Origin of the sequence: Micromonospora sp. NPDC048871 (assembly GCF_043198155.1) — a bacterium.
Lineage (GTDB): Bacteria > Actinomycetota > Actinomycetes > Mycobacteriales > Micromonosporaceae > Micromonospora.
In genome coordinates this window covers 253,896-274,611 of sequence record NZ_JBICUM010000006.1, presented here as the reverse complement: position 1 = coordinate 274,611, position 20,716 = coordinate 253,896, and the positions used below count along the sequence as shown (strand labels likewise).

Genomic DNA, 20,716 nt, shown 5'->3' with positions numbered 1-20,716 from the left:
CATGGGCTGCACAGGAGTGGCGGCGTGGAAAGCGTTGTCAGCTGGCTCTGCGAGGGTCTTGCCGCGAGCGGTCGGTACGCCGTGGACATACACGATTTGGCGATGTCGTATCGGGACAGTTCCAGCCGGCGCATTCTGGCGCCCCGGTCGTGGCTGCAGCCGAGCGTGCTCACGCGCAAAGGGGAGAGGCCGGACGAATGGTATTGGGGTGCGAACGCGGTCGAACTCGAGTTCATGCGGTACCGGCCACGACGTGAGTTGACCAAGGCGCTGGCGGGGTACGACCTCATCCAGGTTGTCTGCGGTTCGCCCGCGTGGGCGGCACCGATTCTCAACGCCGGCCCGCCGGTCGTGATCCAGATGGCGACGTTGGTGGAGTGGGAACGTGATTCATATCCGAAAGCGGGAGCGTCCGCCGTAGCCGCTTGGCGAGCGATGATGACCCGGATCACCGCACGGATCGAGAGGTCGGCCCTGAGCGCGGCCGACGCGGTCCTCGTCGAGAACAAGGTGATCCTCGACTGGATGAGGACAGCCGGCCATTCCAACGTCGTGCTCGCGCCTCCCGGCGTCGACACGACCATCTTCTCACCGCCATCCGACGGCTGGCGTGCCGATGGACACCTGCTCTCGGTCTGTCGACTCGCCGACCCACGTAAAGGACTGGACCGAATGGTCCGCGCGTACGGGAAGCTCGTGTGTGATCGGCCCGACGCGCCCCCGCTCGTGCTCGCGGGAAAGGGACGCCTGGATCCCTCGATCAGCGCGCTCATCGCCGATCTCGGGCTGAACCGGCGGATCGTGGTGCGTGCCGATGTTCCGGTCAATGAACTGGTCGAGCTTTACCGTAGTGCCTCGGTGTTTCTGCAGACCTCCTACGAGGAGGGCCTCGGTCTGTCCGTCATCGAGGCGATGGCCTGCGGGGTTCCGAGCGTGGTCACGGCCACCTACGGCGCGCGCGAGAGCGTCGCCGACGGACGGACCGGCTGGTTGGTTCCGCTGGAACCCGCGGCCGATGTCAGCCGGTCAGTGGCGGCGCGGGTGCACGAGATCCTCGACGGCGCCGGTGCCAGTATGGCCACCGCAGCTCGCCGCCGCTGCGAAGAACATTTTTCCCGGCACGTCACGCTCCGCCGTTTCATCGACACGTACGATCGGCTGCTCGCGCACGGGGCAGAGACGCGGTGAGCGCACCAGCGGCGGTCCAGCCCTCAAGGGAACGGGGGCAGCATCGGATCGCCCGGCGGCAGACCTCCCGACTCACCGGGTTGCTCCAGCAGTTCCCGGTGACTGCGGTGATCCTGGCACCGTACGCGATCCTTGTGGTTCCGATGGCGGTGTTCCACGGCAACCCGAAGACCGGGTTCATACTGAGCCTGCTGGGGCTGGCCCTGGCCAGTACCCTGGCCGTGGAACTAGCCTTTCGCAGCCGGATAGGCAAGCGCGGTGACTGGCAGCGCGGCCTTGCACAGGCCAACGCCGGTTACCCACACCTGTTCCTCCTCGCCCGGCTGACCGCTGTCGTCAGCATCGTCGCGGACGTGGTCGGTGCGCTGGAAGGCCGTGGCACTGTCTTCACCCAGGCTGCGGGCGAGTTGGCCTCATCACCCGCGGCCTTCGTCACCTCCGCTCTCTCGGGATGGCGCTACCTCGCGGTCGCCCTGCTGCTGGCGAGCCTGCTCGGGGGCCACGTGGGTCACCTGCGTTTCCTGCTGTGGGCGACCCTCCTCGTCGCCACCCAGGTTGTGCTCATACTGATCACGGCAATCTCGGCCCCGCTGATCGGGTTCCTGTCCTTTCTTCTCGCGGTGACCGCCATCTGTGGTGTGGTCCGCCCACGCTTCGTGATCGCCGCTGTGCTTGTGTTGTTCCTCGTCTGGCCGACGATCTTCGCGCAGCGCAACGAAGTGAGGGTCGGGGGCGGGTATGCGGTGGACGAGAGGATCAGTGCCAGCGACCGACTCCGCTTCGACCTTCAGGTCTCGCGGGCGAGTGACTACGAGGTGCCGGTCGACATCGGCCGTCCCGGCCTGCCGGAAATCGTTCGGTATGGCGTTGTGCCCCGGATACTGGATCCGGATCGGCCGGCGCTGTCGACCGGCGCGCGGATCAACGAGTTCCTCGGTGGAAGCCCTACGTCCGCCTATACATTCCTCGCTCTCGGCACCATCTACTTTCTTGACGGCCCCTGGGGGGTAATCCTCTTCTACAGCGGTTGGGCGCTCGCCGTCGTCGCGCTGATGCGGATCCGGGGCGCGCCGGGACCGGTGCGGCTCGCGTACCTGTGCTTCGTGATGGCGACTCCGCTCGTCTGGTCGGCCACCTACCCCGAGTCCATGATCGCGTTTGTGCAGTACTCGGTCGCTGCGCTGCCGGTTTTTCTGATCATTCACCTGACCAGGCAGACCCGAGCACCTGTCCCGCCTGCCGCCAGCGGGTACGCCAGTTGACCGCATCGGCGGATCTCCGTGGCGCGACCGGCGGAGGTCGGGCATCCGCGTCATCGCCGGCCGGGCGCTCCTTCGGGCGGCGTGCCGTCGTGGCGTTTGCGGTCAACGGGCTGTCCAGTATCGGCAACCTTGCCGTGTCGGTGTCGGTTGCTCGTGGTGAACCGCTGGGTCGCTTGGGGCAGTTCGCCCTCGCGTTCTCGATCTACGTGCTGGTCACCGGGCTGTCGCGTACGACGGTTACGGAGTCGGTTCTCGCGGAGCGCGCGGAACCTTCGTCGGCCGAGGCGGCGTACGGAGCCCGCCGAGCCTGCCTGCTCGGCGTGTTGACGGGGGCAGTGGTCGTGGTGGTGGGGGTCGGTCACGGATCGTCGTACCTCGCCATCGCCGGCGGGATGCTGCCGGGCCTGGTGCTGTATGACTACGTGAAGGCGATGAGCCTCGGCGCAGGCGAGACCCGGGTTGCCGTGGTGCAGGAGGGGCTGTGGACCGGGTGCGTGTTGACGATCACGCTGTCAGCCCTCGTTCTGCCCATCACGCCCGTTCTGGTCTTCGCGACCTGGGCCACCACGGGAGCCCTCATCGGGGTTCTCACCGCCGTCGGTCAGCGGTATCCGGTCCGGCCGGGATGGAACCTCGATCGACGGCGGACCAAGGTCTCCGCGACCTTTGCGGCGCAGTTCCTGGTCACCACCGGGTCCGCGCAACTGGCCCTGACCGGACTGGCCGTCGTCGGCGGCGCTGCCGGCGTCGCCGTCGTCGGAGCGCTGGGTGCGGCCCGGACCGTATTCGGGCCGGTGGCCCTGCTGACCGCCACGCTCAATTCGTTGATCGTCCCGTTTCTCGCGCGCAGCCGCCCCCGGGGAGTCCGTACGCGGCTGCGTACCGCCGGGCCGGTGGTCGGCCTGACGATTGCCCTCAGCGCCCCGGTGGTGATCGGCGTCTGCCTGTTGCCGGACCGGGCTGGTGCGGCGCTGCTCGCGGACAACTGGGCGGTGGCCCGGCCGTTGCTGCCGTTGATCGCCGTCGAGGTTCTGTTGGCGCCGATCGCGCTCGTCGGATTCGCCGGGCATCGGGTGCAGGGAGCCGGGGGGCGGGCTCTGTTGATCGGCGGGGTGCTCGGCCCGATCCGAGTCGTCTCGATCGTCGCCGGCGGTGTCCTGTTCGGCGCGTACGGCGCTGCCGGAGCGCTTGCCCTGATCGTCGTGGTCAGCGCGAGCTGCTGGTGTCTCAGCTACCTGACCCTCGATGTGCAAAGGGAGAAGCGATGGCGCGACCAACCGTCGGGCTGATCTGTCTCGGTGAGGCGGGAAACTTCGGGGACGACCTGATCATGATTGCCGCGGTCGTGGCGGCCACGGAGACAGGGGACGACGTCGCGGTCCGGCATCTCAGTTTCGGAAGGCCCGTCAACTGGCCTGCGGTCTCCGCACGCATCGGTCGTGACCTGAGCCCGCAAGCGGTACGTCCGACCAGAGACCTACCCGGCTCGCGACGCAGCGAACTCAGCTTCCAAAGCTGTCAGGCGGTGCTGTTCGGCGGCGGTGGTCTCCTGCAAACCAGCCACCATCCGCACACCCCCTACCACTGGCTCAGCTTTCTGCCGCGGCACCATCCGGCGGTTCCGGTGCTTGCCGTCGGCCTCGGCCTCGGCCCGTTGAGCGACTACTGGCAGCGGCGCTTGCACCAGCTTGGTTCCCCGTTCGACGAGTGTTACCTGCGTGATGACGACTCGGTCGCCTATGCCGAACAGCGACTTGGCTGGCGCGTCGGCCGGTGCCGGGATTTCGTCGACTCCGCATTTCTCACTCGACTCGGCATCGGTCGGCGCGGCTCCTCGGCAGACGGTCAAGGCCTGCTCGGGGTGGCGCTACGCCGATGGCCGGGGCTCGACCCCATCGGCACCGCCCGCCACATCGGACGCGTCGCAGAGGCGTACGGTGTCGGGAACATTCGGCTGTTCGTCCTAGAGACGAGTGCCAGCGGAGTGGACGTGGCCTTTACCGAGCAGGTGTGTCGGCAACTCGGTGGCCGTGAAGCGGAGGTCGTCCCGTACCTGGGCGCGGACGTGCTCGATTTCGCCGAGGCGATGGCCGGATGTTCGGTCGCCGTCTCGATGAAGTTGCATTCGAGCGCGCTGTGGGCGGCACTCGGTGTGCCGATCTTCCCGATCTCGTACGCGCCGAAGACGGCGGCGTTCTTCGGCCAACCGTTCGCTGGCTTGAAGACGTACGACCAGGTGGTGGCACCTGCGGTGGAGCCGAACTCTGTCCCGCGCGCGGCCGACGTCGTGCTGCCGTGGCTTCGACAGGCGCTCTCCGGGCAGTTTGCGGTCACCCGTGCCGTCCTCACGAACAGCGACAAGTTGCGACTTCAGACGTCACGCACCGCGGTCAACGTCTACCGGCGTCTCGGCCGTTCATTCCGGAACGTGATGGTACGAGAGTGACCGAGGACGCCGACCACACCACCTAACGGCGCAGCGGGTCCTGGCCCCGCGCCTGCTCCAGCAGATTCGCCAGGGCCACGCTGCCGATCCGCTCCGAGAGGTGCTCCAGGTAGAACTGGCGGCCGGTTCGGCCCAGTTCCTGGCGTTTTTCGGTGCCCAACTCGTACATCCGGCGGATCGCGTCGGCCAGGGCGCGGGGGTCACCGGGTGGTGCCACAAAACCGGCGCCGGACTCGTCGACGAGCCGCGCCGCGTCGCCCGCCAGGGCGGCGACGATCGGCCGGCCGCAGGCGAGCGAGCTCTGCACCTTGCTCGGCATGGTCTTGCGGTGCAACGGCCGGTCACGCAGAGAGATTAACTGGACGTCGCCGAGCGGCATCAGCTCGATCATCCGTTCGAGCGGTTGCTGACCGAGGAAGACCACCCGGCCGGGCGGGTAGCCGCTGGCCAACTCGCGCAGCCGCTGCTCCTCCACCCCGCTGCCAGCGAACACGAGCGTCAGGTCCGAGATGTCGGTCAGGTGCTCCATGGCGTCGATCACGACGTCGAGCCCTTGCAGGTTTCCCATGCTGCCGGCGTACATCACCACGAAGCCGGAGAGCCCGAGCGATTCGGCCAGCTGCGGATCGCGGGGCCGGGGGCGAAAGCGGCGCTCGTCGACCCAGTTGTAGACGACCGAGAGTTTGTCCCGGGGGACACCGCGCTCGGCGAGGATGTCGACCATGCCGGGCGCGATGACGGCCACGTGCGTCGCCTGGCGGTAACTGGCGTTGCAGAACCGGTGCAGGATCCGGACGATCTGATCCAGGGCACGGCCGGGACGCACGTAGTCGCTCTCCGCCAGAGTGTCCGGCCACATGTCCTCGACCAGGATGACGTATGGGCGTCCGTGCAGCCACCGGGCCACCATCGCGGGAAGCGCCACGGTCGCCGGTGACGAGTAGACGAGCCAGACGTCGACCTTGCGGAGCAGGTCCAGCCGGGCCACCGCCGAGGCGGCGAAGCTGAGGTAGTTGGCGGTCCGCCTGACCGCCGACCCGTCGTGACTGGGAAACAGCGGCACCCGATGTACGGAGACGCCGTTCATCATCTCGAACTGGTATGCCCGGAGGCGGTAATCCGGGTGCAGCCTGCCCGACGGGTAGTTCGGGAAGCCGGTGAGTACGTGCACCTCGTGACCGAGCGCGACCAAGGACCGGCTGATGATCCCCGGGAGAACGGCTGAGCCGCCTTCCGGGTCGTACCACTGGGAGATGATGCCGATCCTGGTCAACGCGCCACCGCCGCACCCGGGAGCCATCTGTCGACGTTCGCCGTGTGGATGTCGCGGCCGTAGCGGGCGAAGATCTTCGCGAGCCCGTCGCGGTCGCGGACATCCACCGACCAATGGGTGTACGAGGCCAGTTCACCGGACAACCGGCGAAACCCACCTGAGCCTGTCGCAATGGCGACAATCATGAAGAATCCTTCGATTGCTTGAGAATCAGGCGTATCGACCATACAGCGCATCTGTTGCGATTGTGGGAACTGGGAACGGAGTGGTGTCTGAGATGTAGTAGCAAGAGCTGGTAGAACTCGGAATGTGACGAATGACGCCGCTCCTGATCGCGACTCCCGAACCCGGGTGTACGACCCGCTGAAGCGACTCTTCGACCTGGTCGCCGCGAGCCTTCTCCTGGTGCTCGCCGCGCCGGTGATGCTCGTCGTGGCGCTGGTGGTGCTGGCCACGATGGGTAGGCCGGTGCTGTTCCGCCACACCCGACCGGGCCGACACGGCACGCTCTTCGACCTGGTGAAGTTCCGGACGATGCACGAGGTCGACCCGGCGCGCGGGCTGGTGACCGATGCCGAGCGACTCACCCGGGTCGGTCGGTGGTTACGTGCCAGCAGCCTCGACGAGTTGCCCGAGCTGTGGAACGTGCTGCGCGGTGAGATGAGCCTGGTAGGTCCCCGACCGCACCTCGTCAAGTACCTCGAGCTCTACACGTCCGAGCAGGCACGTCGACATGATGTCCGGCCGGGGATCACCGGGCTGGCGCAGGTACGGGGGCGCAACGCCATCGGGTGGGAGGAGAAGTTCACGTACGACATCGAGTACGTGGACGAGAGGTCCCTGCTGCTTGATCTCCGGATCCTGGCGGCGACCGTCCGCGTCGTCGTCCGCCGGGAGGGCATCGCCGCCCCCGGCGCCGCCACCTGGCACGAGTACACCGGTCCGCCGAAGATACGGGAGGGCGTGACCTCGGCGAGCGCCCGATGAAGGTGCTCCTCTTCGGCGGCGGTGGTTTCCTGGGCCGGCACATCCACGCCTGCCTGGCCGCGCACGCCGAAGTGCTGGCCCCGACCCGACAGGACTGTGACCTGGCGGAGATCGACCACGGTGCACTTGTCAGGCTGCTGCGCCGGGTCCGCCCCGAAGCCATCGTGATCGCCGCAGGTAGGACCTTCGGCACCGCCACCGAACTGCTTCAGGCGCACACCATGGTGACAGCCAAACTCATCGACGCCATCGCCCTGGCAGCCCCGCAGGCGCGACTGGTCAGGATTGGCTCGGCTGCGGAGTACGGACCGGTACCGCACGGGCACACGGTCCGGGAGGACGATCCGGCCCGCCCAGTCGGTGAATACGGCCTCAGCCATCTCACGGCGACCGCGTTGGTCGAGCTCGCCGGTTCGGCCGGTCGGGTGGACGGGCGGGTGTTGCGTGTCTTCAACCCGGTGGGGCCGGGCATGCCGAAGAGTTTCCTGCTCGCGCGCGCCGCGCTCCTGTTCCGGGAAGCCATCCGCGCCGGAGCGGAGACGGTGGACCTCGGCCTGCACGCCGCCTGGCGGGATTTCATCGACGTGCGTGACGTCGCCAGCGCCACCTGGGCGGCCGTTCGCACCGAACTTGCCGGTGACCGGGTATTCAACATCGGCAGCGGCCGGGCGCTCTCGCTGAGCACCGCCATCGACCAGCTTGCCGAGACCGCCGGCTACGCGGGCGTGGTGGCCGCAGGGCCGTTCGCGCCAGAAGCGGCCAGGTCAGCTGCGGTCGGGTGGATGTGCGCCGACCGTGCTCGGGCCGAGCGCATCCTTGACTGGGTGCCGATGCATCCCCTAGCTGACTCGTTGACCGAACTTTGGACGGACATCAACCGGGACGGCCCGACCGGCGCCGAGACGAGTCACCGCCAGTCGTCGCCCGCGGCGAGACGCCGCTCCAGCAGCGTCGCCAACGGCAGCGACTCACCGTCCCGCCCGCCTGCGCCCACGACCAGAGGCGGCATCGACGGCTCCGGTCGGCTGCCCAGCACCCGGGACCGGAGGCTGGACGGCACGACCAGCAGGTAGAAACGACCCTCGGTGTCCACCGCCCGGGTCCGCGCCCGGTCCACGTACCAGCCGCTGACCGCAGTGCGGTATCGGCGGCGTCCGTCGTAGGACGTCGCGGTGAGGCGGTCGGTGCGCAGACCGCGTCGGGCCGCCTCGGCCGCGAATTCGGCCACCAACTCCGCCGCCCTGGCCTGCTCGGCCGCGCGCTGCCGCGCGTCCGCGTCGGCGTGTGCCCGCACTGCTCGACGCTGCCGCTCCCGCCACTCGATGCCGTCGTCCGCCACACCGACACGGTACGCGGCCAACCAGGCTGACTGGTTCCGGTGCCCCAGGAGGCGCTGTCGAGCGGACCTGCGTCGCCACCTGGATCCGTGACCGCTTCGCTCGACAGCGCCTCCGTCGTCCTCATGCCAGGCCGGCTCGGCGCAGCGCCTCGGCCATCGCGTCGTTCGCCGGCCTGGGCGCCGCCCGCCCCGACCGCTGCTGTGGTCCGCCACGCTCGCCAGTGCGGGCTGCGCGCTGCCCGCCACGTTGCCCATCGCGTGTGACCTGCCCGCCACGCGGGCCGTCGGTACCCTGTCGGCTGTCGCGGTCGCGTCGCCCGCCGGTGCCCGGCTCGGCCTCGTCTTCCAGCCGCAGGGTCAGCGAGATGCGCTTGCGCGGCACGTCCACGTCCAGCACCTTGACCCGGACCACGTCGCCGGACTTCACCACCTCGTGCGGGTCCTTGACGAAGGTGCGCGACATCGCCGACACGTGCACCAGGCCGTCCTGATGTACCCCGACGTCCACGAAGGCGCCGAAGGCGGCGACGTTGGTGACCACCCCCTCCAGCACCATGCCGGGGGTCAGGTCACTGATCTTCTCCACCCCCTCGGCGAAGGTCGCCGTCCTGAACTCCGGGCGGGGGTCGCGGCCCGGCTTCTCCAACTCGGCGAGGATGTCGGTGACAGTGGGCAGACCGAAGGTGTCGTCCACGAAGTCGGTGGCGCGCAACCCCCGCAGGATGGCGCTGCGGCCGATGATGGAGCGCAGGTCCTGACCGGTGGAGGCGAGGATCCGGCGCACCACCGGGTACGCCTCCGGGTGCACGCTGGAGGAGTCCAGGGGGTCGTCGCCGCCGGGGATGCGCAGGAAGCCGGCGCACTGCTCGAAGGCCTTGGGGCCCAGCCGGGACACCTTCTTCAACTCGGCCCGGGTGCGGAAGGGGCCGTTGGCGTCCCGGTGCAGCACGATGTTCTCGGCAAGGCCGGCGCCGATGCCGGAGACCCGGGTGAGCAGGGGCGCCGAGGCGGTGTTGACGTCCACCCCGACGGCGTTCACACAGTCCTCCACGACGGCGTCGAGTGACCGGGAGAGCTTCACCTCGGACAGGTCGTGCTGGTACTGCCCGACCCCGATGGACCGCGGGTCGATCTTGACCAGTTCGGCCAGCGGGTCCTGGAGGCGGCGGGCGATGGAGACCGCACCCCGCAGCGACACGTCCAGCCCGGGCAGTTCCTGGGCGGCGTACGCGGAGGCGGAGTAGACCGAGGCGCCCGCCTCGGAGACCACCAGCTTGGTCAGCTTCAGCTCGGGATGCCGCTTGATCAGGTCGGCGGCCAGCTTGTCGGTCTCCCGGCTGGCGGTGCCGTTGCCGATCGCGATCAACTCGACGCCGTGCGCGGCGGCCAGGGTGGCCAGGGTGTGCAGGGAGGCGTCCCACTGCCGACGCGGCTCGTGCGGGTAGATGGTGTCCGTGGCGACCACCTTGCCGGTGGCGTCCACCACGGCCACCTTCACCCCGGTACGCAGACCCGGGTCCAGCCCCATGGTGGGTCGGGCACCGGCCGGGGCGGCGAGCAGCAGGTCCCGCAGGTTGGTGGCGAAGACCCGGACGGCCTCCTCCTCGGCCGCCTGCCACAGCCGCATCCGCAGGTCTGCCCCGAGGTGGATCAGGATGCGGGTACGCCAGGCCCAGCGCACCGTGTCGGTCAGCCACTTGTCGGCCGGCCGCCCCTGGTCGGTGACCCCGAAACGGCCGGCGATCGCGGCCTCGTACCGGGTCGGGCCGGTGACGACCGCATCGGCGTCCCCCTCGGCCTCCGGGTCCATGGTCAGGTCGAGTACGCCTTCCTTCTCGCCCCGGAACATGGCCAGGATCCGGTGCGAGGGCAGCTTCGGGTACGGCTCGGCGAAGTCGAAGTAGTCGGCGAACTTGGCCCCGACGGTCTCCTGTCCCTCGCGTACCCGGGACACCAGCCGGCCCCGCGACCACATCTGCTCCCGCAGGGTGCCGATCAGGTCGGCGTCCTCGGCGAACCGCTCGATCAGGAGGGCCCGGGCCCCGTCCAGCGCGGCGGCCGCGTCCGCCACCCCCTTGTCGGGGTCGACGAAACCGGCCGCCACCGTCTTCGGGTCCTGCGTCGGGTCACCGAGCAGGATGTCCGCCAGCGGCTCCAGCCCGGCCTCCCGGGCGATCTGTGCCCGGGTGCGCCGCTTGGGCTTGTACGGCAGGTAGATGTCCTCCAGCCGGGACTTCGACTCGGCGGCCATGATCTGTGCCTCGAGGGTCTCGTCCAGCTTGCCCTGGCTGCGGATGGACTCCAGCACCGCGGCCCGCCGCTCGTCCAGCTCGCGCAGGTACCGCAGCCGCTCCTCCAGGGTGCGCAGCTGGGTGTCGTCGAGCAGCCCGGTGGCCTCCTTGCGGTACCGCGCGATGAACGGCACGGTGGCGCCGCCGTCGAGCAGGTCGACGGCCGCGCGTACCTGGTGCTCGGCGACCCCGAGCTCCCCGGCGATGCGCTGATGAACAGAGAGGGTCACGATGCTCCGCCTTCTGATGTGGGTTCCGCCGTGCATTCTGCCGGGCTACCGTGGCGATCATGGAAGCACCTGTGGAGCCCCGGGCGCGGCGACTGTTCGGCGGCAGCGCTCGGGCCCTCGGCGACCTGGCTACCAGCCCGTTCCGGGCCGACCGGGACCGCATCGTCGGCTCGCCCTTCTTCGCCCGGCTGGCCGGGGTCACCCAGGTGGTGAGCCCCGGCGGGTCCGGGCTGCTGGTGCACAACCGGCTGACCCACAGCCTCAAGGTCGCCCAGGTGGCCCGGGCGATCGCCGAACGCCTGACCGCCGACGACTGGCAGCGGGATCTGGCGGAGAAGTTGGGTGGCTGCGACCCGGACGTGGTCGAGGCCGCCGCCCTAGCCCACGACCTAGGTCACCCGCCCTTCGGGCACCTGGGGGAGCGGGTGCTGGACCGGCTGGCCCGGCACCGGCTGGGTCTCACCGACGGCTTCGAGGGCAACGCCCAGTCGTACCGGATAGTCACCTCGACCGAGATCCGGGGGGCGGCGACCACCGGCCTGGACCTGACCGCGGCGGTGCGGGCGGCCATGCTGAAGTACCCCTGGACCCGGCTGGACCACCCCGACCCCCACCCCCGCCTGATGGACCCTCCGCCGCGCGGGGCGGCTCCGCTGCCGGAGGACCCGGACAGCGGCTCGGCGAAGTTCGGGGCGTACCGCACCGAGCTGGACGACCTGCGGCAGGCCCGGGCACCCTTCGTCGGGCGGATCGCCGACTGGCAGCAGACCGTCGAGGCCTCCGTGATGGACATCGCCGACGACATCGCGTACGCCATCCACGACGTGGAGGACTTCTACCGGGTGGGGGTGCTCCAGCAGGGGGCGGTGGCCGCCGAACTGATGGCCTGGCAGCGCGAGGGCGGGCACCTGCGGGCCATCACGGACGCGGCCCTGGCCACCTCGGCCCGTCGTCCCGGAGCGGCGATCGAACGGCTGCGCCGCCACCTGCACCACAAGGACGGCTGGGTGGCCGACGACGAGGCTTTCGCCGCGGCGGTCGAACACGTCCGGGAGGAACTGGTCGAGGGGCTGCTGGCCATGCCGTTCGACGGTTCGATCGAGGCGGAGCAGTACGTGGCCCGGTTCTCCGCCCGGTGGACCACCCGGCTGGTCGACGCGATCACCCTCACCGAGAAGCCCTCGCTGCGCTCCGGGCACGTGTTGCTGGCCCCACCGCAGTGGCACGAGGTGCAGGTGCTCAAGTTCGTCCACCACCGGTTCGTGCTGGCCCGCCCGGACCTGGCCCTGCACCAGCGGGGTCAGGCCCGGCTGCTCGGCACCCTGGTCGAGGCGCTGCTGGAGTGGCTGCTGGATCCGCAGGAGGAGTCCCGGCTGCCCCGACGCCTGCACGACCTGGTCGAGTTGGCCGAGGCGGAACTGCATCCGCGTACCCCGGATCGGATCGGCCGGGCCCGGGGTCGGGCCATCGTGGACTTCGTGGCCCAACTGACCGACGGGCAGGCGGTGGCCATGCTGGACGCCCTCTCCGGCCGCTCCGGTGCCCTGTGGACGGACGCCTTCGTGCTGTGAGGTCGTGACTCAGCGGGCCGGTACCCCCTTGACCACGGTCCGGCGAGTCTCAGGCGATCGCCTGCCACCAGCCGTCGACCGCCGGAGGGTCGTCGACCACCACCCGCTCGCCCGGCCGGGGCACCGCCAGCCGCAGGTCGCGGGCCTTGGCCTCGACCCAGAGCCGGTCCACCGGCTCGGACCAGTCGTGCAGGGCCAGGTTGAAGGTCCCCCAGTGCACCGGTACGAGCAGCCCGCCGCGCAGGTCCACATGGGCGGCGACCGCCTCCTCCGGGAACATGTGGATGCTCGGCCAGGCCCGGTCGTACGCCCCGATCTGGATGAGGGTGACGTCGAAGGGGCCGTGCGCCGCCCCGATCTCGGCGTAGCCGGGGAAGTAGCCGGAGTCCCCGGTGTAGTACACCCGGCGCTGCTGACCGGCCACCACCCAGGAACTCCACAGGGTGCCGTTGCGGCGCAGCCCTCGCCCGGAGAAGTGCTGGGCGGCGGCGCAGGTGATCTCCAGACCGGCCAGCCGGTGGGTCTGCCCCCAGTCCAGTTCGATGATCCGGTCGGCCGGCACCCCCCACCGGTCCAGGTGGGCGCCGACCCCCAGCGGCACCAGGAAGGGCGCCGACTGCCGGGCCGTCAGTTCCCGGACCGTGGCCATGTCCAGGTGGTCGTAGTGGTCGTGGGAGATCAGGATCGCGTCCAGGCGGGGCAGTTCCGCCAGGCCTGCCGGGGGTTCGTGCAGCCGGTGCGGGCCCAGGGCCGCCGAGGGGGAGCACCGCTGACTCCACACCGGGTCCAGCAGCACCCGCCGTCCCTCGATCTCGATCAGGGTGGTGGCGTGGCCGTACCAGATCACGTTGAGTTCCCGGGCGGGGTCGACCGGGGTGACCGGGGCGGCCCGGACCAGCGGCACCGGGGCGCTGGGGCGGCGCTTCTGCTTACCGAAGAGCAGCTCCCGCAGCATGTTGCGGTCCGGGGCCGGGGCGGTGATCGGGGTGCCCGGCCGGTTGTGGAAGACCCCCTCGCGGAACTGCGGCGAGCGGGCCGCCCGGTCCGCCCGGGGGCCGGTGAGCCGACCACCCAGGGCGGCCGGCACCTCCCGGGCGACCCAGGCCAGGCCGGCCAGCCCGGCCAGGGCCGCCAGCCCGGCCATTGATGCGCCGATCCGTCGACCGGTAGACCTCTTCGGCGTCCGCATGGATCCCCTCCCGTGACTGCCCGGGGTCCACGTTAGTCGCCGTCGGTCGATTCAGCCGCCGTTGCTGGGGCGGTGGGCGGGGGCCCGGTGTCTGGTCCCGCTGCCGCCGAGCCGGTCGGTGGCCTCCAGGAAACGCCGCCCCATCCGGGCCCGGGCCGCCACGGCGGGGTGGGTGGCGCCGTAGTCGTCCGCGCCGGCCTGGCCGTCGGCGAAGAGGGCGTACGTCAGCACGGGGGCACCGGCGGGGTCGAAGATCACCCCGGCCTCGTGGCGGGCGTCGGCGAACCAGCCGGCCTTGGTGGCGATGCGGGCCCGCTGCGCCGAGGACATCTCCCGCCGGATGCCGTCGGTGAAGGCCACCGGAGAGCGCAGCAGCCGCAGCACCACCTCGGTCGAGGCCGGGGTGAGCAGGGCGCCGCCGACCAGGGCCCGGAGCAGGTCGTGGGTCTCCCGGGGGGTGCTGGTGCCGAGGAAGAACCGGTTCGGGTTGGCCACCGGCTGCACCTGGGTGTTCGGGAAGCCCTTGTCCCGCAGGATCTGGTTGAGCTCGGCGGCCGGGCAGACCAGCCCGCAGAGCCGTACCGCGGTGTCGTCGGAGACGGTCAGCAGGTTGGCCAGCACATGTCCCAGGGTCACCTGGCTGGGGTAGGCCCCGTCCAGGCTGAAGATGCCGTCGCCGCCGGGCACCACGATCGCGGCGCTCACCTCGACCTGCTGGTCCAGGGTGAGCAGGCCCCGGTCGACCTTGTCCAGCACGGCGACCGCCACGGCGATCTTGTTGACGCTGTACGCCTCGATCCGGCGGTCCGCCGACTCGGCCACCGCGACCACCGGGTCGGCCCCGGCCGGGTCGGTCAGGCTGACGTACGCCTGCCAGTTCCCCCCGGCCCGGCCGCTCTCCCGGCGGTACGCGGCAGCGATGCGCGCCGCCACCCGCCCACGGTCGCCACCAACCCCTGCCTGCCCGGTCACCGCGCCGGCCTGCCCGGCCCGTCCGGGGTCAGCGGCGGCCGGCCCGGCCGCGCCGAACACCGTGCCGGCCGTGGCCATGCTGCCCAGGCCGAGGGCGGTCCTGCGGTTCGAATGCGCTCACGGGGCGAGGACGACCTTCACGCAGCCGTCCTCCTTGCGCTGGAACATCTCGTACGCCTGCGGGGCCTGCGCCAGCGGCAGCCGGTGGGTCCGCAGGTCCTCCACCCCCAGGGGGTCCCCGTCAGCCGCGAGCAGGGGGATGATCTCGTCGGTCCACCGTCGGACATGGCACTGGCCCATCCGCACCTGGACGCCCCGGTCGAACATCTCCATCAGCGGCAGCGGATCGACCTCACCGCCGTACACCCCGGAGATGGAGACCGTGCCGCCGCGTCGCACGGCCTTCAGGGCGGCCTTGAGCACGACGAGCCGGTCCACCCCGGCCTTGTCGATCATCTGCCCGGCCAGCTTGTCCGGGAGCAGCCCGGCGGCGGTCTGGGCGATCTTGCCCAGGGGCGCCCCGTGCGCCTCCATGCCGACGGCGTCGATCACCGCGTCCGGCCCCCGCCCGTCCACCAGGTCGATCAACGCGCCGGGCACGTCGTCGATCTGGCTGGTGTCGAGCACCTCGACACCGTGCCGGCGGGCCATCTCCAGGCGCTCCGGAACCAGGTCCAGGCCGATCACCCGCTCGGCGCCGAGGTGCCGCCCGACCCGGGCGCAGAACTGGCCCACCGGGCCCAGGCCGAACACGGCCAGGGTGCCGCCACGGGGGGTGTCGGCGTACTTCACCGCCTGCCAGGCGGTGGGCAGGATGTCGGAGAGGTAGAGCCAGCGCTCGTCCGGGCCGGTCTCCGGCACCTTGATCGGCCCGAACTCGGCGTGCGGCACCCGCAGGTACTCGGCCTGGCCACCGGGCACCGAGCCGTACAGGCTGGTGTAGCCGAACAGGGCCGCGCCCTTGCCCTCCGAGGTGACCTGGGTGGTCTCGCACTGGGCGTACAACTGGCGGGAACACATCCAGCAGGACCCGCAGGCGATGTTGAACGGCACCACCACCCGGTCGCCGGGCTTGAGTCGGGTCACCCCCGCCCCGACCTCCTCGACGATGCCCATCGGCTCGTGCCCCAGGATGTCCCCCGGCTTGAGGTACGGCCCGAGCACCTCGTACAGATGCAGGTCAGAGCCGCAGATCGCGGTGGAGGTGATCCGTACGATCGCGTCCGTAGGCTCCTCGATCCGCGGGTCCGGCACCTGCTCGACCCGCACCTCCCGCCTACCCTGCCACGTCAACGCCCGCATGCTCTGCCCCCAACCGTCGATGTAGCTACCCTGCTACCCGACAACCCGCCCCCTAACCACCCACCCACCCACCCCACCCACCCCACCCACCCCCCACCCCCCTCTCTCACCGCGTTGATCATGAGGTTAGCGGCAGTAGTCGATCTCTACGCTGCCGTCAACCTCATGATCAACCCCGTGGGGGTGGGTGTGGGGGTGGGGGTGGGGGTGGGGTGGGGGGGTGGGTTGGGGTTAGGGGGTGGGGGAGTCGGGGCGTTTGGTGGTGGTGGCTGCCAGGTAGTCGCGGTTGAGGCGGCCGATGGTGGTCAGCGGGATGCCCTTCGGGCAGACGGCGGTGCACTCACCGGCGTTGGTGCAGCCGCCGAAGCCGGCCTCGTCGTGGGCGTCGACCATGCCGATGACCCGGGTGAAGCGCTCCGGCTGGCCCTGGGGCAGCAGGCCCAGCTGGGTGACCTTGGCGGCGGTGAACAGCATGCCGGAGCCGTTCGGGCAGGCCGCCACGCAGGCGCCGCAGCCGATGCAGGCGGCGGACTCGAAGGCGGCGTCCGCGTTGGCCTTCGCCACCGGCACCGAGTGGGCCTCCGGCGCGCTGCCGGTGGGCGCGGTGATGTACCCGCCGGCGGCGATGATCTTGTCGAAGGCGTTCCGGTTGACCACCAGGTCCTTGATGACCGGGAAGGCCCGGGCCCGCCACGGCTCGATGTCGATCGTGTCGCCGTCGGAGAACTGCCGCATGTGCAGCTGGCAGGCGGTGGTGCCGCGCTGCGGCCCGTGCGCGTTGCCGTTGATCATGAGGCCGCACATGCCGCAGATGCCCTCACGGCAGTCGTGGTCGAAGGCGACCGGCTCCTCTCCGGCGAGGATGAGTCGCTCGTTGAGCACGTCGAGCATCTCCAGGAACGACATGTCCGGGGAGACGTCCTCGACCTTGTAGGTCACCATCCGACCCTTGTCCTGGGGACCGGACTGGCGCCAGATGCGCAGGGTCAGGTTCACTTGTAGCTCCGCTGCGTGGGGTGGACGTATTCGAACTTCAGGTCTTCCTTGTGCAGCACCGAGGGCTCACCGGTGGCGGTGAACTCCCAGGCGGCGACGTAGGCGAAGTTGTCGTCGTCGCGCTGCGCCTCCCCGTCGGGGGTCTGGTGCTCGGCCCGGAAGTGGCCGCCGCAGGACTCCTCCCGGTGCAGGGCGTCGATGCACATCAGCTCGGCCAGCTCGAAGAAGTCGGCCACCCGGCCGGCCTTCTCCAGGGACTGGTTGAGCCCGTCGGCGTCACCGACGATCCGTACCCGCTGCCAGAACTGCTCGCGCAGGGCCCGGATCTCGTCGATGGCCTTGCGTAGCCCGGCCTCGGAGCGCTCCATGCCGCAGTGCTCCCACATGATCTGGCCGAGTTCCCGGTGGAAGGAGTCCACCGTGCGGTCGCCGTTGACGGCGAGCAGCCGCTGGAGGCGGTCCTCCACGTCGCGGCGGGCCTCGATCGCGGCCGGGTGGCTGCCGTCGATCTTCTCGAACGGCCCGGCGGCCAGGTAGTTGGCGATCGTGTTGGGCAGTACGAAGTACCCGTCGGCCAGCCCCTGCATCAGGGCGGAGGCGCCCAGCCGGTTGGCGCCGTGGTCGGAGAAGTTCGCCTCACCGATCACGAACAGGCCGGGGATGGTGGACTGCAGGTCGTAGTCGACCCAGAGGCCGCCCATCGTGTAGTGCACGGCCGGGTAGATCCGCATCGGAACCTCGTACGGGTCCTCGCCGGTGATCCGCTCGTACATCTCGAACAGGTTGCCGTACTTGGCCTCGATGGCCTTGCGGCCCAGCCGGTTGATGGCGTCGGCGAAGTCCAGGTAGACGCCGAGCTTGGTCGGGCCCACCCCCCGACCCTCGTCACAGACGTTCTTCGCGGCCCGGGAGGCGATGTCCCGGGGCACCAGGTTGCCGAAGGAGGGGTAGATCCGCTCCAGGTAGTAGTCCCGCTCGTCCTCGGGGATGTCCCGGGGGGCGCGGTCGTCGCCCTTGGCCTTCGGCACCCAGACCCGGCCGTCGTTACGCAGCGACTCGCTCATCAGGGTCAGCTTCGACTGGTGGTCGCCGGAGACCGGGATGCAGGTCGGGTGGATCTGGGTGTAGCAGGGGTTGGCGAAGTAGGCGCCCTTGCGGTGGGCCCGCCAGGTCGCGGTGACGTTGCAGCCCTTGGCGTTGGTGGACAGGTAGAACACGTTGCCGTAGCCGCCGGAGGCGAGCACCACCGCGTCGGCGAACTCGCTGGTGATCTCACCGGTGACCAGGTCCCGGACCACGATGCCCCGAGCCTTGCCGTCGACGACGATCAGCTCCAGCATCTCGTGCCGGGAGTTCATCTCCACGTTGCCCAGGCCGATCTGCCGCTCCAGGGCCTGGTACGCCCCGAGCAGCAGCTGCTGGCCCGTCTGACCCCGGGCGTAGAAGGTGCGCTGCACCTGGGCGCCACCGAAGGAGCGGGTGTCCAGCAGGCCGCCGTACTCGCGGGCGAAGGGCACCCCCTGGGCGACGCACTGGTCGATGATGTTGACCGAGACCTCGGCCAGCCGGTGCACGTTCGACTCCCGGGAGCGGAAGTCGCCGCCCTTGACGGTGTCGTAGAACAGCCGGTGTACGGAGTCACCGTCGTTGCGGTAGTTCTTGGCGGCGTTGATGCCACCCTGGGCGGCGATGGAGTGCGCCCGCCGCGGGCTGTCCTGGTAGCAGTAGGACTTGACCTGGTAGCCCTGCTCGCCCAGTGTGGCGGCGGCGGCACCGCCGGCCAGGCCGGTGCCGACCACGATCACGGTCATCTTGCGCCGGTTGGCCGGGTTGACCAGCTTGGCCTCGAACCGACGGCGTTCCCAGCGGCTCTCGATCGGGCCGTCGGGAGCCCGGGTGTCGGCGACCGGGTCGCCTTCGATGTACAGATCCATGGTCAGGACACCAATCCGGTGAGTACGGCGAACGGGACCACGAGGTAGCCGACGACCAGCCCGACGGAGAGGACCAGCGCCACCACCCGGGCACGCTGCTCCCCGCGCGGGGTCTGCTGGCCCAGGCTGCGCAGCGCGCTGTAGACCCCGTGGCGCAGGTGGAAGCCGAGGGTGGTGACCGCCAGGGCGTAGAAGAGGGTGACGTACCAGCGCTCCGGCGCGAAGCCGGCGACGACGTTGGCGTACGGCCGGGTCGGGTCGCCGACCGGGTTCAGGGTGCCCGTGGTCAGGTCCAGCAGGTGGTAGATCACGAAGAAGAGGATGATCACCCCACCCCAGCGCATGGTGCGGGCGGCGTAGCTGCCCTGGACCTTCTTGCGGTGGGCGTAGCGGACCGGGCGGGCGGCGCGGGCCCGCATGGCGAGCACCGTGGCGGCCCAGATGTGCCCGACGGCCGCGACCACCAGGCCGATGCGCATGAACCAGAGGAACCAGACCCCCGGCAGCACCGGCTTGCCGACGTCACGCAGCCAGTGGGCGTAGCCGTTGAACGAGGAGTCGCCGGAGAAGACCTTCAGGTTGCCCAGCATGTGTGCGATGAGGAAGAACACCAGGAAGATGCCCGTCACCGCCATGACGGCCTTCAGGCCGACGTTCGAGCGGATGGGCGACCGAGTTCGCGTCGTGACTACCACGAGGCCGACGCTAGGAGCAGTTCAATCAGTCGTCCAATGCATCGACACCGCAGTCTTGATAGCCATAAGCTATCCAGGTGCAGCTCCATCAGCTCAGGTACTTCGTTGCGGTGGCCGAAGTACGACATTTCACCCAGGCGGCCGATGTCGTCGGCATCACCCAACCCTCGTTGAGTAAGCAAATTCACGCCCTGGAAGCCACCCTCGGCGCCCCCCTGTTCGAGCGGGTAAGGGGCAACATCACTCTCACCGCGGCCGGCGAGGTGCTGCTGCCCCTGGCCAAGCGGATCCTCGCCGACGTGGAGACCGCCACCCGCGAGGTGCAGGAGCTGGTCGGGCTGCGCCGGGGGCGGGTCCGCCTGGGGGCCACCCCCAGCCTGGCCACCTCGCTGGCCCCCCCGGTGCTGCGCCGCTTCCGTGACGTCCACCCCACGGTCGACCTGCGGGTCGAGGAGGGCGGATCGCAGGACCTCGTCCGGGAACTGCTCCGGGGGGCGCTGGACCTGGCACTGATCATCATGCCCGCCCAGGGCACCGATCCCGGGCTGCGCGCCGACCCGATCCTGACCGAGAGCCTGGTGGTCGCCTCGGTCGACCCCCTGCCGACCGCCTACCCCGGGGCCGACCTACGCATCACCGACCTGCGGGATCAGCCGCTGGTGATGTTCCGCGAGGGCTACGACCTGCGGGACGCCACCCTCCAGGCCTGTCGCAACGCCGGTTTCGAGCCGACCCTGTCGGTCGACGGCGGGGAGATGGACGCCGTACTCAGCTTCGTCGAGGCCGGGCTGGGGATCGCTCTGGTCCCCGGCATCGTGGTGGCCCGCCGCCCCGGCATCCGGGTCACCCGACTGGCCCCACCCGGGGTGCGCCGCACCATCGCGGTGGCCCGCCGCCGCGACGTGGTGCCCACCCACGCCGGGCGCGAACTGCGCCGCATCCTGCTCGACTACGTGCAGACCGCCACCACCGCCAGCGAACTCCCGCCCGGGGTCGAGCCGTTGACCTGACCTGTCCGGATCGAGCACGACGGAAGCAGCC

Annotated in this window: 17 protein-coding genes and 1 pseudogene; 8 read left to right on the top strand and 10 right to left on the bottom strand. The window is 70.2% G+C overall.

Annotation, left to right across the window (positions count from 1 at the left end):
• The first annotated feature begins 24 nt into the window (after positions 1–24).
• The 4 genes from ACGFIK_RS16720 to ACGFIK_RS16705 all read left to right on the top strand — a co-directional run bounded on the left by ACGFIK_RS16720 (position 25) and on the right by ACGFIK_RS16705 (position 4,896).
• Positions 25–1,188, top strand: a complete 1,164-nt coding sequence (locus tag ACGFIK_RS16720) for a glycosyltransferase (protein ID WP_393340062.1) — start codon at positions 25–27, stop codon at positions 1,186–1,188.
• A gap of 98 nt (positions 1,189–1,286) precedes the next feature.
• Entirely contained in the window at positions 1,287–2,450 is a 1,164-nt protein-coding gene (locus ACGFIK_RS16715; protein ID WP_393340059.1) for a hypothetical protein, read from the top strand.
• An 89-nt stretch (positions 2,451–2,539) separates the two neighbouring features.
• On the top strand, positions 2,540–3,739 hold the full coding sequence (locus ACGFIK_RS16710) for a hypothetical protein (RefSeq protein WP_393340058.1): 1,200 nt from the start codon (positions 2,540–2,542) through the stop codon (positions 3,737–3,739).
• Positions 3,715–4,896: a polysaccharide pyruvyl transferase family protein gene (locus ACGFIK_RS16705; RefSeq protein WP_393340055.1), complete on the top strand. Its 1,182-nt coding sequence runs from the start codon at positions 3,715–3,717 to the stop codon at positions 4,894–4,896. Before ACGFIK_RS16710 ends, ACGFIK_RS16705 begins: the two co-directional genes overlap by 25 nt.
• 22 nt (positions 4,897–4,918) lie before the next feature.
• Here the strand turns inward: ACGFIK_RS16705 and ACGFIK_RS16700 are convergent, their stop codons facing one another.
• Together ACGFIK_RS16700 and ACGFIK_RS16695 are read right to left on the bottom strand one after the other, a co-directional pair.
• Positions 4,919–6,169, bottom strand: a complete 1,251-nt coding sequence (locus ACGFIK_RS16700; RefSeq protein WP_393340052.1) for a glycosyltransferase family 4 protein — start codon at positions 6,167–6,169, stop codon at positions 4,919–4,921.
• Positions 6,166–6,405 carry a hypothetical protein gene (locus ACGFIK_RS16695; protein ID WP_393340049.1) on the bottom strand — a complete coding sequence of 80 codons (240 nt, stop codon included), beginning with the start codon at positions 6,403–6,405 and terminating at the stop codon, positions 6,166–6,168. The genes ACGFIK_RS16700 and ACGFIK_RS16695 overlap by 4 nt, the downstream gene beginning before the upstream one ends.
• Before the next feature lie 115 nt (positions 6,406–6,520).
• Between ACGFIK_RS16695 and ACGFIK_RS16690 the strand changes: the two genes are divergently transcribed.
• Both ACGFIK_RS16690 and ACGFIK_RS16685 read left to right on the top strand, forming a co-directional pair.
• Positions 6,521–7,156, top strand: a complete 636-nt coding sequence (locus tag ACGFIK_RS16690; protein ID WP_393340047.1) for a sugar transferase — start codon at positions 6,521–6,523, stop codon at positions 7,154–7,156.
• Positions 7,153–7,941: pseudogene (locus ACGFIK_RS16685) on the top strand (NAD-dependent epimerase/dehydratase family protein); the annotation flags it as partial. The gene ACGFIK_RS16690 and the pseudogene ACGFIK_RS16685, both read left to right, overlap by 4 nt.
• Before the next feature lie 122 nt (positions 7,942–8,063).
• Here ACGFIK_RS16685 and ACGFIK_RS16680 read toward each other — a convergent pair.
• Both ACGFIK_RS16680 and ACGFIK_RS16675 read right to left on the bottom strand, forming a co-directional pair.
• Positions 8,064–8,495, bottom strand: a complete 432-nt coding sequence (locus ACGFIK_RS16680; RefSeq protein ID WP_393340044.1) for a hypothetical protein — start codon at positions 8,493–8,495, stop codon at positions 8,064–8,066.
• A gap of 121 nt (positions 8,496–8,616) precedes the next feature.
• Positions 8,617–11,016, bottom strand: a complete 2,400-nt coding sequence (locus ACGFIK_RS16675; protein ID WP_393340041.1) for a Tex family protein — start codon at positions 11,014–11,016, stop codon at positions 8,617–8,619.
• A gap of 59 nt (positions 11,017–11,075) precedes the next feature.
• On the opposite strand from ACGFIK_RS16675, the gene ACGFIK_RS16670 reads away from it, so the two are divergent.
• Entirely contained in the window at positions 11,076–12,587 is a 1,512-nt protein-coding gene (locus ACGFIK_RS16670) for a dGTP triphosphohydrolase (protein WP_327026906.1), read from the top strand.
• A gap of 49 nt (positions 12,588–12,636) precedes the next feature.
• Here ACGFIK_RS16670 and ACGFIK_RS16665 read toward each other — a convergent pair whose 3' ends face one another.
• The 6 genes from ACGFIK_RS16665 to ACGFIK_RS16640 all read right to left on the bottom strand — a co-directional run bounded on the left by ACGFIK_RS16665 (position 12,637) and on the right by ACGFIK_RS16640 (position 19,675).
• Positions 12,637–13,776, bottom strand: a complete 1,140-nt coding sequence (locus ACGFIK_RS16665) for an MBL fold metallo-hydrolase (protein ID WP_327026905.1) — start codon at positions 13,774–13,776, stop codon at positions 12,637–12,639.
• Between the two features lie 51 nt (positions 13,777–13,827).
• Positions 13,828–14,826: a serine hydrolase gene (locus tag ACGFIK_RS16660; protein ID WP_327026904.1), complete on the bottom strand. Its 999-nt coding sequence runs from the start codon at positions 14,824–14,826 to the stop codon at positions 13,828–13,830.
• Between the two features lie 39 nt (positions 14,827–14,865).
• Complete coding sequence (locus ACGFIK_RS16655; protein WP_327026903.1) at positions 14,866–16,050, bottom strand: zinc-dependent alcohol dehydrogenase; 1,185 nt, start codon at positions 16,048–16,050, stop codon at positions 14,866–14,868.
• A gap of 231 nt (positions 16,051–16,281) precedes the next feature.
• Positions 16,282–17,046, bottom strand: coding sequence for a succinate dehydrogenase/fumarate reductase iron-sulfur subunit (locus ACGFIK_RS16650; RefSeq protein ID WP_327026902.1), 765 nt, complete (start codon positions 17,044–17,046; stop codon positions 16,282–16,284).
• The gene (locus tag ACGFIK_RS16645; protein ID WP_327026901.1) at positions 17,043–18,980 is read right to left on the bottom strand and encodes a fumarate reductase/succinate dehydrogenase flavoprotein subunit; all 1,938 of its coding nucleotides are present in this window, start codon (positions 18,978–18,980) and stop codon (positions 17,043–17,045) included. Before ACGFIK_RS16645 ends, ACGFIK_RS16650 begins: the two co-directional genes overlap by 4 nt.
• Positions 18,981–18,982: 2 nt before the next feature.
• Positions 18,983–19,675: a succinate dehydrogenase cytochrome b subunit gene (locus tag ACGFIK_RS16640; protein ID WP_327026900.1), complete on the bottom strand. Its 693-nt coding sequence runs from the start codon at positions 19,673–19,675 to the stop codon at positions 18,983–18,985.
• A 71-nt stretch (positions 19,676–19,746) separates the two neighbouring features.
• On the opposite strand from ACGFIK_RS16640, the gene ACGFIK_RS16635 reads away from it, so the two are divergent.
• On the top strand, positions 19,747–20,685 hold the full coding sequence (locus tag ACGFIK_RS16635; protein WP_393340174.1) for a LysR family transcriptional regulator: 939 nt from the start codon (positions 19,747–19,749) through the stop codon (positions 20,683–20,685).
• Positions 20,686–20,716 lie beyond the last annotated feature (31 nt).